Consider the following 16,604-nt stretch of genomic DNA (forward strand, 5'->3'; position numbering starts at 1 on the left):
CCCCGCCCCGAACCGCTGCCGGGCGGGCGGCACCGGAACGGCACCTACACCGTCGAGGGCCCGGCCGAGCGGTGGCGGGCGGGGAGCGCCGGCCGGGCCGGCGACGTCGACCTCCCGCCCCGGACCACGGCCGTTCCGCCGCCCCCCGGGGCGATGGACGACTCCGTGCTGCCGCCCCGGGCCAGGCCGACGCGGACCATGTTCCCGAGCCACTGGACGGCGGAGGAGGCGGTGTACGCGACCGAGCAGGCGTACCTGCACGCGCGCCGCACCAACGCCGTCACCCTGCGCCCGGACGACTTCGGGCCGGCCGTGTACCACTGGACCGGCGAGTACGCCGGGGTGCGGATCGAAGGCGAGCTGAGGGGAGGCGACCGCCTCGGCCGGGTGACGGGCGAGAACTTCCTGTGGTTCCGGCCCGCCGCCGACCAGGGCGGACTGGAGGCGCCCGCCTACCTGCCGTGGCGCTCCACCGCCCCGCGCGACCTCGGCTACCGGGTCGAGGAGTTCGGCCGCTACGGGGACCGGCAGACGCTGACCGGCGCGCACCACTTCCCGGCCACCGGCTCCGGCCGCGAACGCGGTCTGGTACAGGGTGACCAGCTGCCGGAGAACCCCAACGGCACCTACCGGGCGCACCTCTGGTTCCTGGACCCGCGGGTCGACCCGCGCTCGCCGATGGCGGAGCTGCCGACCCGTTGGCACCGGCTCCCCGACGACCGGCCGCACACCTTCTACCCCAGGTCGTGGACGCCCTCCGTCCTGCACGACCGGGTGCGGGACGCCTACTGGAACCGCTTCCACACCGAGACCCGGGCGGACGGAACCACCCACTGGACGGGGCTCGCCGACGGCGTGCTGATCGAGGGCCTGGTCCGGGACGGACAGCACCTGGTGCACCGCCCGGTCGCCGAGCAGCCCCTGGCGCCGTGGCACACGCGGTGGCCCGTCGAGGGCGTGCCGCAGTCGAACGGCCGGATGGAGGTGCTGTTGCCCGCCGGGGACGGACTCCTCGGCGGGAACCACCGGCCGCTCCGGGGAACGGTCGACTGGGTGACCTTCGACACCGTGCAGACGGGCATCGAACTGACGGTCCCGGTGCACCTGGCCGTCCACCCGGACGCGACCCCGCAGCAGGTGGAGGCGTACCGGGCGGCCGTGCAGCAGACCGTGGACGCCGCGGTCGGCGGCCTCGCGCCGGGCGGCACGCTGACCCGGTTGAGGATCGAGTTCACCGCCACACCGGACGGGGCACACTCCTCCGTGCGGCTCCAGCAGCCGGTCGACCTCGTCACCCTGGTGCCCGAGCTCCTGCTCCGCTCCGGCGGAGACCTCTCCGGGTACATCCGCCGGGCCGGCGGCGTCGAGCTCCCGGTCGACGCCAACCCGCTGCGGGAGCCGGGCGTGCCCGGCACCGGCGACCGCCCGACGACGGTGAACCGGGCCGTGCTGCCGGCCGGGACGGCGGACCTCGCGCCCGTGCTGTCCGCCGAGGCCGGGCGCGGCCTTCCCCGTGAGTGGTCGCAGGAGGACCGCCACTACGCGGCGCGGCTGCTCACGACCACCACGCCCGGTCGGCCCACGGGCGAGGCCCTCCCCGGGGCACCCGACCCGGTCGTCCACCGCAGGACGTACCTCGGCGTGCGGCTGAACGTGCGGGTGGAGAACGGCGCCATCACCGACTTCTGGGGCGACCCGGGTCAGACGCTCGGACGCCCGATCTCCCGGACGGCGACCCCCCGGGAGCTGGAACCCCTCCTGGCGGTCGGCTCGTTCGTGGACATCGACGCCACCGGACAGTCCCACGGGAGCGAGCGGCTCTTCACCGTACGCCGGCTCGAACTGCCGGACGGCGGAACCGAGACCGAGGCCACCGTGAGCATCCACCTCGACACCTCACTGCTGAGGCACGACGACCCGAACACCGCCGGGCAGCTGGAGCAGCTGCGCGGCCGGGTGGCGCTCGGTGTCCAGGAGATCTACAACACCGGGCACCGGCTGCCCAACGGCGACCGGCTGCGGGTCGCGGTCGTCTTCACCGACGCTCCGGGCCCCGCGAACCACAGCGTCGTCGTCCACCCCGGCGGCGCGCAGCTCGGCCCGCACAGCTGGAACCTGTCCAGCAGCCCGCACGAACTCGCCCACGAGATCGGCGGGGCCGTCTTCCACACCGAGCGGCCCGGGCTGCTCCCCGACGGCGCGGACCCGGCCGGAGCCCTGACGGTCGGTCATGTCGGCGCTCTGAGTGCGGCGATCGACCGGGTCCACGCGATCACGGGCGGGACCGCCGCCGCCGGTGCCGACGGGACCGGTCTGCCGCCGCGGGCCGGCTTCCACCAGGCGGAGCGCAACGGCGCGCCGGACGGCAGCGGGGGACACCTGCACCCGTCGCCCCTCGCGTCGGAGGTCCCCGGCGGGCGCGGCCGCAACGGCACCTACCAGACCGTCGAGCCGGTGACGACCCGGCCGGAGGACGTCATCATGGCCGGCCAGTTCGGGATGGCACCGCTCACCGAGATCCGGCGGACCATGTTCCCCGCCCACTGGACGGCCGAGCAGGCCGCGTACGCGGCCGACCAGGCGTACCTGCAGGCGCGCCGGGCCGGCGTGCTCACCGCGGACGCGTCGAACCCGCGGCAGACCGGTCTGACCAGGTGGGACGGGATGGACGTGCTGACCTGGAGAGGCGAGTACGGCGGCGTGCGGATCGAGGGCGAGCTGTGGAACGGCGCGCTCGGGGAGTTCCGGCCGTCCCTCGACCAGAGCGGGCTGGACGCACCCGCGTACATGCCGCTGCCTCCGGCCCCGCCCCAGGCCCACGGAGCGGGTGACGTCGACATGACGGTCGCTCCGCCGCACCAGGACGCGGACGGGGACACGGCGATGGACGAGTTCCTCGACCTGAACGCCTTGCTGGGTGGCGGCTCCGGAGCCGGCCACACCCTCCAGTTCGCCAACTCGGAGCAGGGCGACCGGTCGACGACCGCACCGCACGCCCAGGTGTTCGTCCCGGCCGGTGAGGAGACGGCCGCACCCCGCCCCATCGCCAGGGCCCGGACCAGCGCGTCGTCCGCGTCGACCACTTCCGGGGGAGCCGAGCGGGACGGGCTCTCCGTCCTGCACGCGGTCATCGCCGGTGCTCCCGAGCTGTTCCGGGAGCCGCTCGGCGACCAGTCGGCGGGACCGTCCCACGGCCGGACCGCGACCGCGGCCGAACTGCGGGACGTCGTCGATCGGCGCCTGCGCGACGATCCCGAACTGGCGCGCGAGGCCTACGGGATCTACGAGCGCTGGGCGGCGCGGCTCGACCTGCGGCCCGGGCCGTGGAACGAGGTGCACGGCGAGTTGCTCACCGCGGTGGAGCACTGGGCCGCGCGTGGCCGGAGCGATGCCGGTGACCTGCTCGCCTCGGTCACCGCGCACGCGCTGGGCGTCCGCATCGAGGTGCTGGACCGGTGGCGCACCCCCGGCAGCAGGGAGCCGATGATCGCTCTCGGTCCCGAGGAGGGGCGCGTCGTGGTGGTCGAGCGCCACGGGCCCGGTGACTTCACCCATGCCGACGCCGCGGTGACCGGGCAGCGGCCCAGGGCCGACTCCGACGCCGACTCCGAGCCGAGGACTCCTGCCCCGAGGCGGGAGCAGGAGGAGGCGCGGCGTCAGCGGGCGCAGGACGAGGAGGCCCGGCGCCGGCGCGTGGCGGAGGCGGAGACCCGGCGCCCGGGTGAGGACGAGGGGGAGACCCGGCGCCGGGAGCAGGAGGAGGTGCCGCGCGGTCAGGAGCGGCAGGAGGAGGCGCGGCGTCAGCGGGCGCAGGACGAGGAGGCCCGGCGCCGGCGCGTGGCGGAGGCCGAGGCCCGGCGCCTGCGGGAGGAGGAGGCCGAGACGGAGGCGCGGCGTCAGCAGCAGGAGGAGGTGCGGCGTCAGCGGGCGCAGGACGAGGAGGCCCGGCGCCGGCGCGTGGCGGAGGCCGAGGCCCGGCGCCTGCGCGAGGAGGAAGCCGAGGCCCGGCGGCTGCGCGAGGAGGAGGCCGAGGCCCGGCGGCTGCGCGAGGAGGAGGAGCGGCGCGAGACGGAGGAGCGGGAGCGGGAGGAGGCCCGGCAGGAGGAGGCCCGGCGGGCGGAGGCCCGGCGCCTGCGGGAGGACGCGGAGACCGAGGAGCGGGAGCGGGAGGAGGCTCGGCAGGAGGAGGCGCGGCGGCTGGAGGCCCGGCGGCTGCGCGAGGAGGAGGAGCGGCGCGAGACGGAGGAGCGGGAGCGGGAGGAGGCCCGGCAGGAGGAGGCCCGGCGGCTGGAGGCCCAGCGCCTGCGGGAGGACGCGGAGACGGAGGAGCGGGAGCGCGAGGCGGCCCGGCTGGAGGAACTGGCGCGACCACGGCCGCCGGCCCGGGTCGCCGCGGACGGGGTGCTGTCCGCCGCCCACATGGTCACCGGCCTGGGCCTGCGGGACGCCAACCTGGTCGAGGAGATCAGGACCAGGATCGCCGAGGTCGCCCCCGGTGACCCGCAGCAGGTCGCACGGCTCGCGCAGACGCTCGCCGAGACGGTCTTCAGCGCGGCCGGTCTCCGGGCGGAGCTGACCGCGCTCTCCCGGGGCCATGTCATCCACGTGCCCATCGGCACGGACGCCCGCGACGGCACGATCGCGGTCCACGCGCGGGTCGAGGGGCTCACCTTCGCGCGCCGGGACGAGAAGTTCGAGTACGAGAACGGCGCCGACCGCCAGTCGACCCTGACCACGGAGTCGGGTCGCCGCTGGCGGGCCGGTCTCGGGGTGCAGGCCCAGCAGGGTCTGTCCAAGTTCTTCCGGATCTTCGGCTCGGCCGGCCGCCAGTGGGACTGGGTCAACGGGGCCGGCCTGACGCTCGGCGGGCGGACCTTCTCCCGGGCGAAGACCGCCGAGCCGACCGCCGTCTTCAACGGGACCCTGCACCTGACGGTGGAGCACCGCCGGCCCTACGGCCCGGCGGCCCGGGCCTCGGAGCTGAAGGGCGCCAGGCCGCTGGAGATCCCCCTGGAGGTCGCCGTCCCGCTGCGGGAGACGCTGAACGGGAACGGCGAGCCGCTCGCTGCCGCGGCGGCCGGGACCCTGCAACCGCCGGAGGCGGTCCGCAGGAGCCTGCGTCTCGGCGGCTCCCACGTCCTGCTGGACGTCTACTCCGTCGAGCAGGAGCACGCCCCGCGCCGGACCGGGACGGAGCAGCGGGGCGACGACATCGAGATGCGGCCGCTGCGCACCGCGCCGCCGCGGACGACGGCGGAGGACGACGGAGCGGGGGTGGGAAGCGGTTCGACCGCCGTCCACACGGCTCCGGTCGGTCCGGAGACGACCTCGACCACCGGGATCGCGCCGCACGACGGGGGCCCGTCCGCGCGGCGGGGCCGGTTGCTGGAGGGCGTCCTCGACGGGCTGTCGGCCGAGGACAAGGCGAAGCTGGGTGCCGACAACCTCCGGACGCTGTCCGACCGGCTGGTGGCCGAGGTGGACTTCACCCGTCTCCACCAGGAGCTGAAGAGCATGATGTCCGGCGAGCCGCTGGTCGTCCGGGTCCCCGGTACCGACCTCTGGGCCGAGGTGACCGCCACCGTGAAGGAGATGCGGCACGTCTCCACCACGGGGACCACCGAGTTCAACGTCGGCACCGGTGCCCAGCTGACCAGCGTCCGGCAGAAGGTCAAGGGCGGGCTCTGGCACGCTCAGGGCGGCGGTGGCGGCGGCAACAGCGTCGCCGGTCTGTCGTTGGCCGGGGGCGGTCGACGCGGGACCGACGTCGTGCAGATCTCGGGGCACACGCTGGAGACCGGGCTGACCACCAAGACCAAGGAGGCCGGTGTCGTCTTCGACGGGCTCAGCGACCTCAGGGTGGTGGTCAGGAAGGGAGGAAAGCCCTTCCTGGACCCGGTCACGCAGTCGGTCGGGTTCCGCACCGTCATCCCGCGGAGCGAGATCGGAGCCCCGGCGGCGGACGGGGCGGCCGGCGGCCGGCACGGCCAGGGGATCTTCCGGGCAGCGGCCGACCAGCGGCCCGACCTCGGCCCGACCGAGCGGACCGTGGTCCCGGACCAGGTGCTGCGGCACCCTCCGACGACGGTCTGGTCGCCCGACGGCGGGGGGCTCGACTCGACCGTCGTCGTCCGGGACGTCGTCTCGGTCGAGGCGTTGCGCAGGGACCTGGAGGAGAAGGGGGCCGTCTTCTTCGGAGACGTGTGGCCGGAGATCAGGGCCGAGGTGATGCAGCTGGTCAGCCAGCCGATGGTGGCCTCGCGGCTCACGTCGATGACCCGCGGGGAGGAGTTCGGCCTGGCGTCCTTCAACCGGTCCAAGATGTCCGCCGCGTTGGCGGCCCTGGTGAAGCGGGGCATCGGCGTCACCGTGACCGCCGAACTGCGGGACATGACGTACCTGCGGGGGAGCGACGGGGCCGAGCTCACCCGGCAGAACGAGAGCAGCAGTTTCAGCTCGGAGCGCCGGGTGGCATCCCGGCACGGGGTCGGCCAGGGACAGGTGAACCTCGGCCCCTCGAACCAGGGGACGGGCTACGGCAGTGCGGGCGGCCAGGAGCGGCTGCGGACCGGTGTCCGCGCGTCCGCCTCGGACAAGGTCTACGGCAACGGCAAGTTCGCGCTCCCGCAGGACATCTTCGACGCCGGTGTGCAGCTGCGGGTGACCTTGAGCAGGGGGACCACGGAGCTCGTGGCCCAGGCACCGGTCCGTGCCGAGGTGAGTCTCGACCGCGGTCGGGTCGGCGAGTACCACGTGCCGGCGGACGAGGTCGCGCTGGGTGCCGCCTTCACCCGGACCCGGCAGGGCAACGCCGCGCCGGCGGATCCGCCGGTCGACGCGAACGTGCCCTACCCCGAGATGAGCGCCTCGGACGTGACCCACCGGCTGGAAGGGGCGGGCGCGGTCAGGACCGCCGTGGTGGAGAACCTGGAGCGGAGCTTCGGGAAGCTGCCGGCGGACGTCGCGCGGATCCTCGGGGAGCGGCTCGGCTCCGGTGCCCTGCAGGCCAACCTCTCCCAGCTCAGCCGGGGCGGCGAGGTCACCGTGAAGGTCGCCGGCAGGCTCTGGGAGGCCGAGGTCACCGTCTCGGCCCGCCTGGCGGGCCAGGCCGGCCGCGTCGACACGCTCGGCAGCTTCGAGTCCGAGGCCGGCACCCAGAACAAGATCGGGCACGGCATCTCCCACGACCAGCGCGACCGGTCCCTGCTCGGGATCGGCGGGACCGGCAGGGCGACCCCGCCGGACCTGACGGCGCCGCTGGACAACAGCGGCGGGTACGTGCGCCGGGACGACGTGTCGACGGGCTTCTCCCTCGACAGTGCCGGCAGTACGACCAGCAGGGGCAAGACGACCGAGCCGGCCGACGTCCTCAGCACGAGGGCGACGCTGGACGTGCGGATCACGAGCCGTCGGGTCGCCGTCCCGGGCCTGCCCGACAGCCACGTCGACCTGGCCCCGATCCCGGTCACGGCGACCGTCGTCCGGCCGGTCCACGACCGGCCGTCGCCGACCGGTGAGCCGTACGCGACACCGGTCAGGGTGCCGCAGCGCATCGAGAACTCCTATGTGCTGGGCTCCGCCGACTACGTCAGCAACGTCTTCGACCCGCACCGCCGGGATCCCGGTGGGAACACCAGGAGCTTCGGCGAGTCCGTCCTCGGCCGGGCGGCGGAGGGCGAGCGGCTCTTCGACGGCAGGACGGCCGCCGAGTGGCTGAACGGGCGCGGCCGCTCCGGTCTCCGGGGCAAGCTGCTGGACGTGCTCACCCCGAACGGCGTCCACGAACAGCTCAAGGCCATGATGGCGGGCCGCCGGGTGGTGATCGGCGACGGGGGCGTCACGATCCGGATCGGGGCTTCGCTGGACAGTCTCAGGAACACCGGTGCCACCAGGGCGACCGAGTTCAACACGGGCGCGCAGGTGGAGCACAGCTACGCCGCCGCGGACGGGGTGACCGGCGGAGGCGGCGGTACCGGCCACACCGTCGCGGGCGGGGTCGCCGGCAGCGCCGGCACCTGGTACCTGGGCGGTTCGCTCAGCGGGTCGACCGGCGCCGAGCACCAGGAGCAGCGGACCAGCCGCTCCGGTGCGGGGAACGCGACGAAGGCCAAGGTCCCCGGCAGCGTCTTCACCGGCGAGGCGACCCTGCACTTCATCGTCGAGCGCAGGTCCCTGACGGGCGGCACGACCTACGGCTACTTCACCCGGAAGATCGGTGTCGAGACCGTCATGGACCGGGCGGAGACGCGGCCGGCCGTTCCGGTCGTGCCGGCCGAGGGGGCGGCCACGCCCCCCGGGGGCGCGGGCGTCGTGCCGCCGCGCCCGACCGCGCCCGACCCGAACGAGTTCGCGGCCAAGGGGCCGGGGGAGCGGACCCGGATCCCCCGGACGCCCGAGAACCTCGGCACGGACGACGGGGTCGTCCTCAAGCCGCCGGCCCGTCTCTGGTCGAGCGGTCTGGCGGACTCCGCCGTGGTCCGCCTGCTGGGCGGCGCGGACGGCCTCCAGGGCGTGATCGCCGCCGGGAAGTCCTACTTCGGCGCGGACGGCTGGGACCGGATCAAGGACACCGTCGAGCGGATCGTCGACCCGGTCGGTCTCGCCGGGCACCTCAACACGGCGGTCCACCAGCAGGCCGAGCGGGCGGCCGGCACCACCGAGGGCGCGGCCGGCACCACCGACGGCGCGGCGAGCACCGCCGGAGGGGGCGGGCAGAACCCGCCGAGGCCGGACACCGGGCTCGCCACCTATGCGATCGGCCCGGTCGCCCTGGCCGACGGTGCCGGAGTGGAGGTGCGGCTGACGATCAAGGACCTGGAGTACCAGCGCACCGACAGCAGGGCCGAGATGAGCCCGTCGGCCGGCACCGCGGGTGGTGCCAGTGGTGTCGCGCAGCGCTCGCTGCAGGCGGGCGGCCGCCTCACCTTCGGCCCCACCTGGGGCAAGGGCGGCGACTTCGCCGGCCGGTTCACCGCGAACGCCGATCTGGCCTACCAGAGCAGGAACGATCTCTCGACCGCGTCCGGCGGCCAGGTGCTCGCCAACGCCAAGGTGCCCACCACCATGGCCCGGTACGAGGGGCACGTCGAGGTGGAGGTGACCTTCGTCGACGGGACGAAGGAGCCCCGCACGCAGCGGGCCGTCGTGCCGATCATGGTCGACATCCCCGAGCGGGAGACCACTCCCGCCACGATCCCCGGCGACGGCTACCTGGTCTTCCACGGCGACGCGCCGGACGGCGAGGTGCGGCCCAGGGAGGCGGATCCGCGTCTGCTGGAGCGGATCGCCGAGGCGGCCGGGTGGGACACCACGCGGCCGGGGGACCACGAGAACCTGCTCCGCACGGCGCGGGCCGGCCGGCTGCTCTACGGCGAGGGCTTCCTGCGCAGCGGCACGGAGCAGGAGATCCAGGCCGGCGACGGGCTCTCCGAGGGCCGGATCGCGGCCCGGGCCGCCGCGGTGGCCCGGCTGGTCCGGATGGCCGGGGCGGAGAGCGGCGAGCACGCCGTGCTCGACACCGTCCGGACGCTCGCGCGCGGTGAGCAGGTGGACGACGCCGGGCGCACGGGCGCCGTCCGGACGGCGGTCGACGCCCTCACCACTCCGGGCGGCGAGCGGGTGCTGACCGCCGAGCAGCTGGACACCCTGCTGGCCCGGCCGGCGGCGGAGAACACCCCGGCGCCGGAGCCGGTCGCGGTCCCGGACCGGAACCGGATCGGTCTCACCGAGGCCGCGCTGAGGGCCGACGGCCGGAGCGGGCTGTCCCGGCAGATCCGGAACCTGGTCGCCACCCTCGGGGCGGAGGACTCCCGGATCGTGCTGGAAGTGATCGGGGACCCGGCCGCGCCCCCGACCGCCGAGTGGGTGAGCCGGACCAGGGCCGATCTGGAGCGGATGCTCCGGGACGAGCTGCGGTCCGTGCCCAGGGCCGTGGACGTGGTCGTCCGCCTCTCCGGCAACACCGTCACCGGTGCGGCGTGGGGCTTCCGGGTCGCACCGCCCCAGCCCGGGAACGAGACGGCGGACACCATCTTCTCGGCCCTCATGGGCCGCAGGTGAACCGCCGGGCCCGGCCGGGCCGTAGGTACGGAGTGGAAGCGTCCGTGGCCCTGTCGGCCGGGCGGTTCCGCCGACAGGGACTGCATGCGGAGCCGAGGAGCTGCGGTGGGCACGAGCACAAGTGGAAACGGGGCTCAGGGCGGGGCGGCGAGCATTCAGCTGCCCTCGGTGGCCTGGGAGATGGAGGAGGAGGCCGCCGCGGCCGCCCCCGCCGCGGCCGCGCCCCCGGCGGCGGTCGTGCCGCCGGCCGCCGTGCTGCCCGCCACCCCGCCGCCGGTCGTGCCGCAGTACGGGCAGGTCGCCGCCGTGCCGACCGGGCCGGTGGCGGCCGCGGCCGCGGCCCCGGTGCCTCCGCCCGCCGCGCCGCCCGTCCCCGGTCCGGTGCTCGCGCCGCTGCCCGACCCGGAGCCGGAGCCGGGGCCGGACCCGACCGGCACCGCGCCGGCTTGGCGTCCGGACCGCTTCAGCCGGGCCCGGCTGAAGCGGCCGGTGCTGGTCGCCGCCGCCACCGCCGGCGTGGTGCTGATGGGCCTGCCGTTCCTGATCACCGACGGCAACCGGGCGGCGAAGGACGGGTCGGGTGACGCCGTCGGCCTGAGCCAGGCGGACCTGCCGCCGGCCGACGGCCCGGAGCTCGGCGACCCCGCGCCGTCCTCGGCGCCCACCGACCCCAACGCCTCCGGCGCGCCGACCACCGATCCCGCCCAGGTCCCGGACCAGACCGCGGGCGCCCCGACCACGCCCGGGGCCGAGGGCACTCCCGAGGGCACGTCGGGTACCGGCCCGAACACCGGTGGGGCCCCGAACAACGGCACCACCCCGAACACCGGCGGGGCCCCGGCCCCCAACACCAACCTGCTCTCCCGGCCCGGCACCACACCCGCCCCGGGCGCCAAGCCGCCGGCCACCGGCGGGACCGGGGGCACCAGTGGCACCGGGGGGACCAGCGGTACCGGCGGTACCAGTGGCACCGGCGGTACCAGTGGCACCGGCGGTACCAGTGGCACCGGGGGCACCAGCGGGACCGGCGGCGGAACCGGTGGCACCAGTGGGACCGGCGGCACCAGCGGCGGCACCGTGCCGCAGCCGAACCCGTCGCAGCCGAACCCCCAGCAGCCCACGCCCCAGCAGCCCGTCCCGCCGAAGCCCGCCGCCCCCACCTTCGCCGCCGTCGCCGGCCCCGGCTGCGGCAACTCCGGCGCCGGCTACGCCCAGTACGGCCAGTGGACGAACGGCTCCACCGGCTGGACGGTCAACACCGCCGGCGGCTACTCGGGTTCGGGCTGCAGCAGCAAGTACGACTCGATCCCGATGACCGGCGCGGCCAACTCCGACAAGGGCAACTCGGTGGTGTGGACCTTCACCACGGCCCCGGTCACCAGCGGCACCTGCCGGATCTCGGTCTACGTCCCCAACAGCAGCGACCGCAAGCTGGTGGGCGGCAAGCCCACCTACTACACCGTGCAGAACAGCTCCTCGCCCGGCAGCGGCACCGTCGCCGACTTCAAGGTCGACCAGACCACCGCCCGCGGCACCTGGGCCAGCGCCGGCACCTTCCCGCTGACCGGCGGCCGGATCGCGGTCATGCTGCACGACCGCGGCATCGACTGGGGCGGTGACGCCGACAAGGCCCACCACGCGGCCGCCGCCGTCCGCGCCGACTGCACCGGCTGACGGGCGTCCGGAGCGGCACCGGACCGGCCGGACCCACGGTCCGCCCGGTCCGCGGCATCACCGGACCGGTGCGGCTCGTCGCCGGGCCGGTCCACGTCATCGACGGATCAAGCGAAAGGAAGGCCACGCCATGTCGCGCCATGTGCTGACGGTGTGCCCGGAGCAGCGGGACGGCCGGTACCGCACCATCGGTGACGCGCTGGCGGCGGCCCGCAGCGGGGCGGTGATCTCGGTGCGCCCCGGCCGGTACGAGGAGAACCTGGTGATCACCAAGCTGGTCACCATCACCGCCGCGGAGGCCCGGGGCAGCGTCCGGATCACCGCCCGGCGGGGCTGCGTCGTCCAGGTGACCGCCGAGGCGGTGCAGCTCACCGGTCTGATCCTGCAGGGGCAGGACGAGGAGATGCCCGCCATCGACGTGCCGCGCGGGCAGGCCGCCGTCCAGGACTGCGAAGTGGTCGGCAGCTCCTGGACGGCCCTGCTGACCCGCGGGGACGGCACCCTGGCGATGCGCGGATGCCGCGTCACCAACCCGGCGGGCGCCGGCATCGTCGAGACCTCCAGCGGGACCAGCGTCATCGAGGACTGCGTGATCGAACACCTCGGCAGCTCCGCGGTGGTGATCGGCGAGCGCGCCAACCCGCTGCTGCGCAACTGCGTGCTGCGCGACGCGCGCGGCAACGGCATCTGCGCCAACGGTGACGCCCGAGGCACCTTCGAGGGCTGCGAGATCTCGGTCACCGACAAGCCCGGGATCGCCCTGGAGGAGCGCAGCACCACCCGGCTGGTGCGCACCACCGTCCGCGACACCACGATCGGCGTCTACATCTCCTCCTCCGCCCAGGTGGTGCTGGAGGACTGCACCGTCACCGCGACCTCCGGCCACGGCATCGCGCTCGCCGCCGGCACCGACCCGCGGCTGCGCCGCTGCCGGGCCTCGCGGACGGCGGGCCACGGCATCCACGTCACGGCCCGCTCGCGCGGCACCTTCGAGGACTGCGAGGTGGACAGCGCGCAGGGCGTCGGCATCTGGGTGGGCGAGTCCTCCGGCCCGACGCTGGCCCGCACCGTCGTCCGGGACTGCGGGGCCGACGGGGTGGAACTGACCGGCGACAGCTCGGCCGACTTCGACCGGCTGGAGGTGCGGGACGTGGCCGGCACCGGCGTGCTGATCACCGACGGCGCCAACCCGCGACTGCGCCGGGTCGCCGTCCACCGCGCCAAGGGCGACGGCCTGGCCGCGATCCGGGACGGACGCGGCCAGTTGGAGAACTGCGAGGTGCTGGACGCGGGACGGTCCGGCCTCCGGTTCGCCGAGGGCGCGGACACCCGGGTCGGCTCCACCGTGGTGCGCGGCTCCGGGGGGTCGGGGGTGCTGCTGGGCCGGGTCGGCACGGCGACGCTGCGCGACTGCGAGGTGTCCGGATCGGCGGAGGACGGCATCACGGCCGAGGACGGTGCCGAACTGACCTGCACCCGGGTCCGGGTGACCGGCAACCGCCGCCACGGCGTCCGGCTCGGGGCCGGGGCGCGGGCCGTGCTGGTCCAGCTGTCGGCGACCGAGAACACCGGCGACGGCGTCCGGGCCGACTCCACCGAGGCGGTCCGGCTGACCGGTTGCACGCTCTCCCGCAACCGGGGCTCCGGCCTGCGCCAGAGCGAGCCGAGCGAGCGGCTCGCCCTGGAGGAACTGGTCAGCGAGGAGAACGGCCTGCCGGACGCGCACGGCACCGCCACCACCGGATCGGCGCCCGCCCCCCGGGGGGCGCAGCCGGCCGGGGCAGCCGCCGACCCCGGCCACGGACCCGCCGGGGAGCCCGCCGCCGAGAGCGCGTCCGCGCAGCCGGCCGGCGAGGCCGGCCCGCTGGAGGTGCTGGAGTCCCTGGTCGGGCTGGCCGGTGTCAAGGAACAGGTCGCCACCCTGGTCAACCTCAACAAGCTGGCCCGGCGCCGGGAACTCGCCGGCATGCCCGCCCTGCCGATGAGCCGCCACCTGGTCTTCGCCGGCCCGCCCGGGACCGGCAAGACCACCGTCGCCCGGCTCTACGGCAGCATCCTCGCCGAGCTGGGCGTGCTGCGCAGCGGGCACCTGACCGAGGTGGCCCGCGCCGACCTGGTCGCCTCGATCATCGGCGGCACCGCGCTCAAGACCACCGAGGTGTTCCAGTCGGCCCTCGGCGGGGTGCTCTTCCTCGACGAGGCGTACACGCTCTCGGCGGGCTCCGGCGGCAGCGGGCCGGACTTCGGGCGCGAGGCGATCGACACCCTGGTCAAACTGATGGAGGACCACCGCGAGGACATCGTGGTCATCGTGGCCGGCTACTCCACCGAGATGACCGACTTCCTGGCCTCCAACCCGGGCCTGGCCTCCCGCTTCAGCCGCACCGTGGAGTTCGCCAACTACGAGGTCGACGAGCTGGTCACCATCGTCGAGCGGGCCGCCGCCGGGCACGGCTACGAACTGGCCGACGGCGCCCGCGAGGCCCTCACCCTGCTCTTCGAACGGATGCCCAAGGGCGAGGACTTCGGCAACGGCCGGGCGGCCCGCAAGGTGTTCGAGGAGATGGTGGACCGTCAGGCGACCAGGCTCTCGACCCAGCCCGAGATCTCCGACGCGGACCTGGCGCTGCTCGTCCCCGAGGACGTCGCGCCGGTGGAGCCCGCGCAGGCGGCCAGGAAGGACGGCACCGAGCTGCTCGCCGAGCTGCGCGCGATGGTCGGCCTGCCCGCCGCCAAGGAACAGGTCGAGGACCTCGTCAACCTGATCCGCCAGGTCCGCCGGCGCGAGGAGGCCGGGCTGCCCACCGCGACCATCAGCCACCACCTGGTCTTCGCCGGCCCGCCCGGGACCGGCAAGACCACCGTCGCCCGGCTCTACGGGCAGCTCCTCGCCGAACTGGGCGTGCTGCCGGGCGGCCAGCTGATCGAGACCGCCCGCTCCGACCTGGTCGGCCGCTACGTCGGCCACACGGCGCAGCTCACCAAGGAGGCCTTCGACCGGGCCCGCGGCGGGGTGCTGTTCATCGACGAGGCGTACACGCTGACGCCGCGCCACGGCAACGGCGGCGACTTCGGGCAGGAGGCGGTGGACACCCTGATGAAGCTGATGGAGGACCACCGGGACGAGGTGGTGGTGATCGTCGCTGGCTACGAGGACGAGATGCAGCACTTCCTGTCCTCCAACCCCGGCCTGGCGTCCCGCTTCTCCCGCCAGGTCGACTTCGGCCACTACACCGACGCCGAACTCGTCACCATCGTGGGCCGGCACGCCGACAAGGCCGGCTACACCTGCGCCCCGGAGACCCTGGCGGCCCTGGAGCGGCTGTTCGCGGCGGTCCCGCGGGACCGCACCTTCGGCAACGGGCGCTTCGCCCGGCAGGCCCTGGAAGGCATGATCACCCGCCAGGCGGGCCGGCTCGGCCGGCTCGACTTCGCCGACCTCTCCGAGCTCAGCCTGCTCCTGCCGCAGGACATCGCGGTGGAGCGGATGGGCAGCGCGGTATGAGGCGACGTGGGGGAACGGCCGGCCCGGCGGGGCCGACCGGTCCCCGGCGCCGCCGCCGGGCCGCGCTGGCGGCCGCGCTGGGCGCGGTCGCCCTGCTGACCCCCGCCGTCCCGGCCGCGGCGGACTCCCCCGGCGCCGCCGCGCCTACCGCCTCGTCCTCCGGCACCTCGGCGGAGCTGCCGCCGATGAGCCAGACCCTCTCCGACGTACGGGAGAGCGGGTGCCGCAAGCCGGCCACCCGGACCACCGACCGGGCCCCCTGGGCCCAGACCTATCTGCGGCCCGAGGCCGCCTGGCCGGTCGGCCGGGGCACGGGGGTGACCGTCGCCGTGCTCGGCACCGGGGTCGAGGCGGCCACGGGCACCGGCTCCGGGGCGCTGGCCGGGCGGCTCCGGATCGGCCCCCGGGTGCAGGGTCAGGGCGACTCCGGCCAGGACTGCGTGGGCCACGGCACCTTCCTCGCCACCCTGCTGGCCGGCCACCGCCCGGCCGCCGGGGGACCGGCCGGGATCGCTCCGGAGGCGACGGTGCTGGCCGTCCGGGTGACCGACGACGCCGGTACCACCACGGCGGACCTGCTCGCCCAGGGCATCCGGGCGGCGGCCGACGCCGGTGCCCGGGTGGCCGTGGTCGGATCCGTGGCACCGGCGCCCAGCCAGGCCCTCGCCGAAGCCGTCGAGTACGCCGGGACGAAGGGCCTGCTGCTGGTCGCCCCGGCCGGGCCGGACGGCCAGACGGCCAAGGGCGCGGTGTACCCGGCCGGCTACCCCGGCGTGCTCGCGGTGGCCTCGATCGGCCCGGGCGGAGCACCGTCCGGTGACGCGGGGTCGGGTGCCTCGGTCCCCGGCGTCGCGGCCGCCGCGGGGGTCCGGGTCGACCTCGCCGCGCCCGGCGAGGGCCTCCAGGCAGCCGGGCCCGGCGGTGGCCACTACACCTTCTCGGGGCCGAGCGGAGCCGCCGCCCTGGTCGCCGGAGCGGCGGCGCTGCTGCTCTCCCGGGAGCCCGCGTGGACGCCGGCCCAGGTCGTCGAGCGGCTGAAATCGACCGCCTACCGGCCGGGTGCGGCGCTGCCCGACCCGGCCCTCGGCTGGGGCACGGTGGACGTGGTGGCCGCCGCGACCGCCCAGCCGGCGGTCACCGGCGCGCCCCGCGCCGCCGTCGACCCGGTGACCGTCCCGCCGCGGCCCGACCGGACCGCCACCACCCGGGCCTCGGCACTGGCCGGGGTGAGCGCCGCACTGGTCGTGGTGGTCGCGCTCGCCACGGCCGCCCTCCGCGCGGGCCGCCGGCGCTCCCGGCCCGCGCCGTAGCGGCGGCCGGCCCGCCCGCCAACGCCCCGTCGGGAGCCTCGTTGGAGCAGCGTTGG

4 protein-coding genes (1 of these 4 running past the window's edge) are annotated in these 16,604 nt (G+C 75.7%); all 4 read left to right on the top strand.

What is annotated here, in order from left to right; all coding sequences use genetic code 11:
- Positions 1–10,059: the 3' end of an EndoU domain-containing protein gene (locus tag ACFXHB_RS15435; protein ID WP_380574660.1), read on the top strand. Its footprint begins 22,041 nt before the window's first position; the window shows 10,059 of its 32,100 coding nt (coding positions 22,042–32,100); the start codon falls outside the window, past its left edge; the stop codon is at positions 10,057–10,059.
- Between the two features lie 105 nt (positions 10,060–10,164).
- Entirely contained in the window at positions 10,165–11,733 is a 1,569-nt protein-coding gene (locus ACFXHB_RS15440) for a hypothetical protein (protein WP_380574661.1), read from the top strand.
- A 130-nt stretch (positions 11,734–11,863) separates the two neighbouring features.
- Positions 11,864–15,238, top strand: a complete 3,375-nt coding sequence (locus ACFXHB_RS15445) for a right-handed parallel beta-helix repeat-containing protein (RefSeq protein ID WP_380574662.1) — start codon at positions 11,864–11,866, stop codon at positions 15,236–15,238.
- Positions 15,235–16,548, top strand: a complete 1,314-nt coding sequence (locus tag ACFXHB_RS15450) for a S8 family serine peptidase (protein ID WP_380574664.1) — start codon at positions 15,235–15,237, stop codon at positions 16,546–16,548. The genes ACFXHB_RS15445 and ACFXHB_RS15450 overlap by 4 nt, the downstream gene beginning before the upstream one ends.
- Positions 16,549–16,604 lie beyond the last annotated feature (56 nt).

The organism is Kitasatospora sp. NPDC059327 (assembly GCF_042752535.1).
In the GTDB taxonomy this organism is placed as follows: Bacteria; Actinomycetota; Actinomycetes; order Streptomycetales; family Streptomycetaceae; genus Kitasatospora.

Coding starts and splice junctions, on each gene's coding strand:
- ACFXHB_RS15450 (WP_380574664.1), top strand. CDS start 15,235: ATGAGGCGACGTGGGGGAACGGCCGGCCCGGCGGGGCCGACCGGTCCC.
- ACFXHB_RS15445 (WP_380574662.1), top strand. CDS start 11,864: ATGTCGCGCCATGTGCTGACGGTGTGCCCGGAGCAGCGGGACGGCCGG.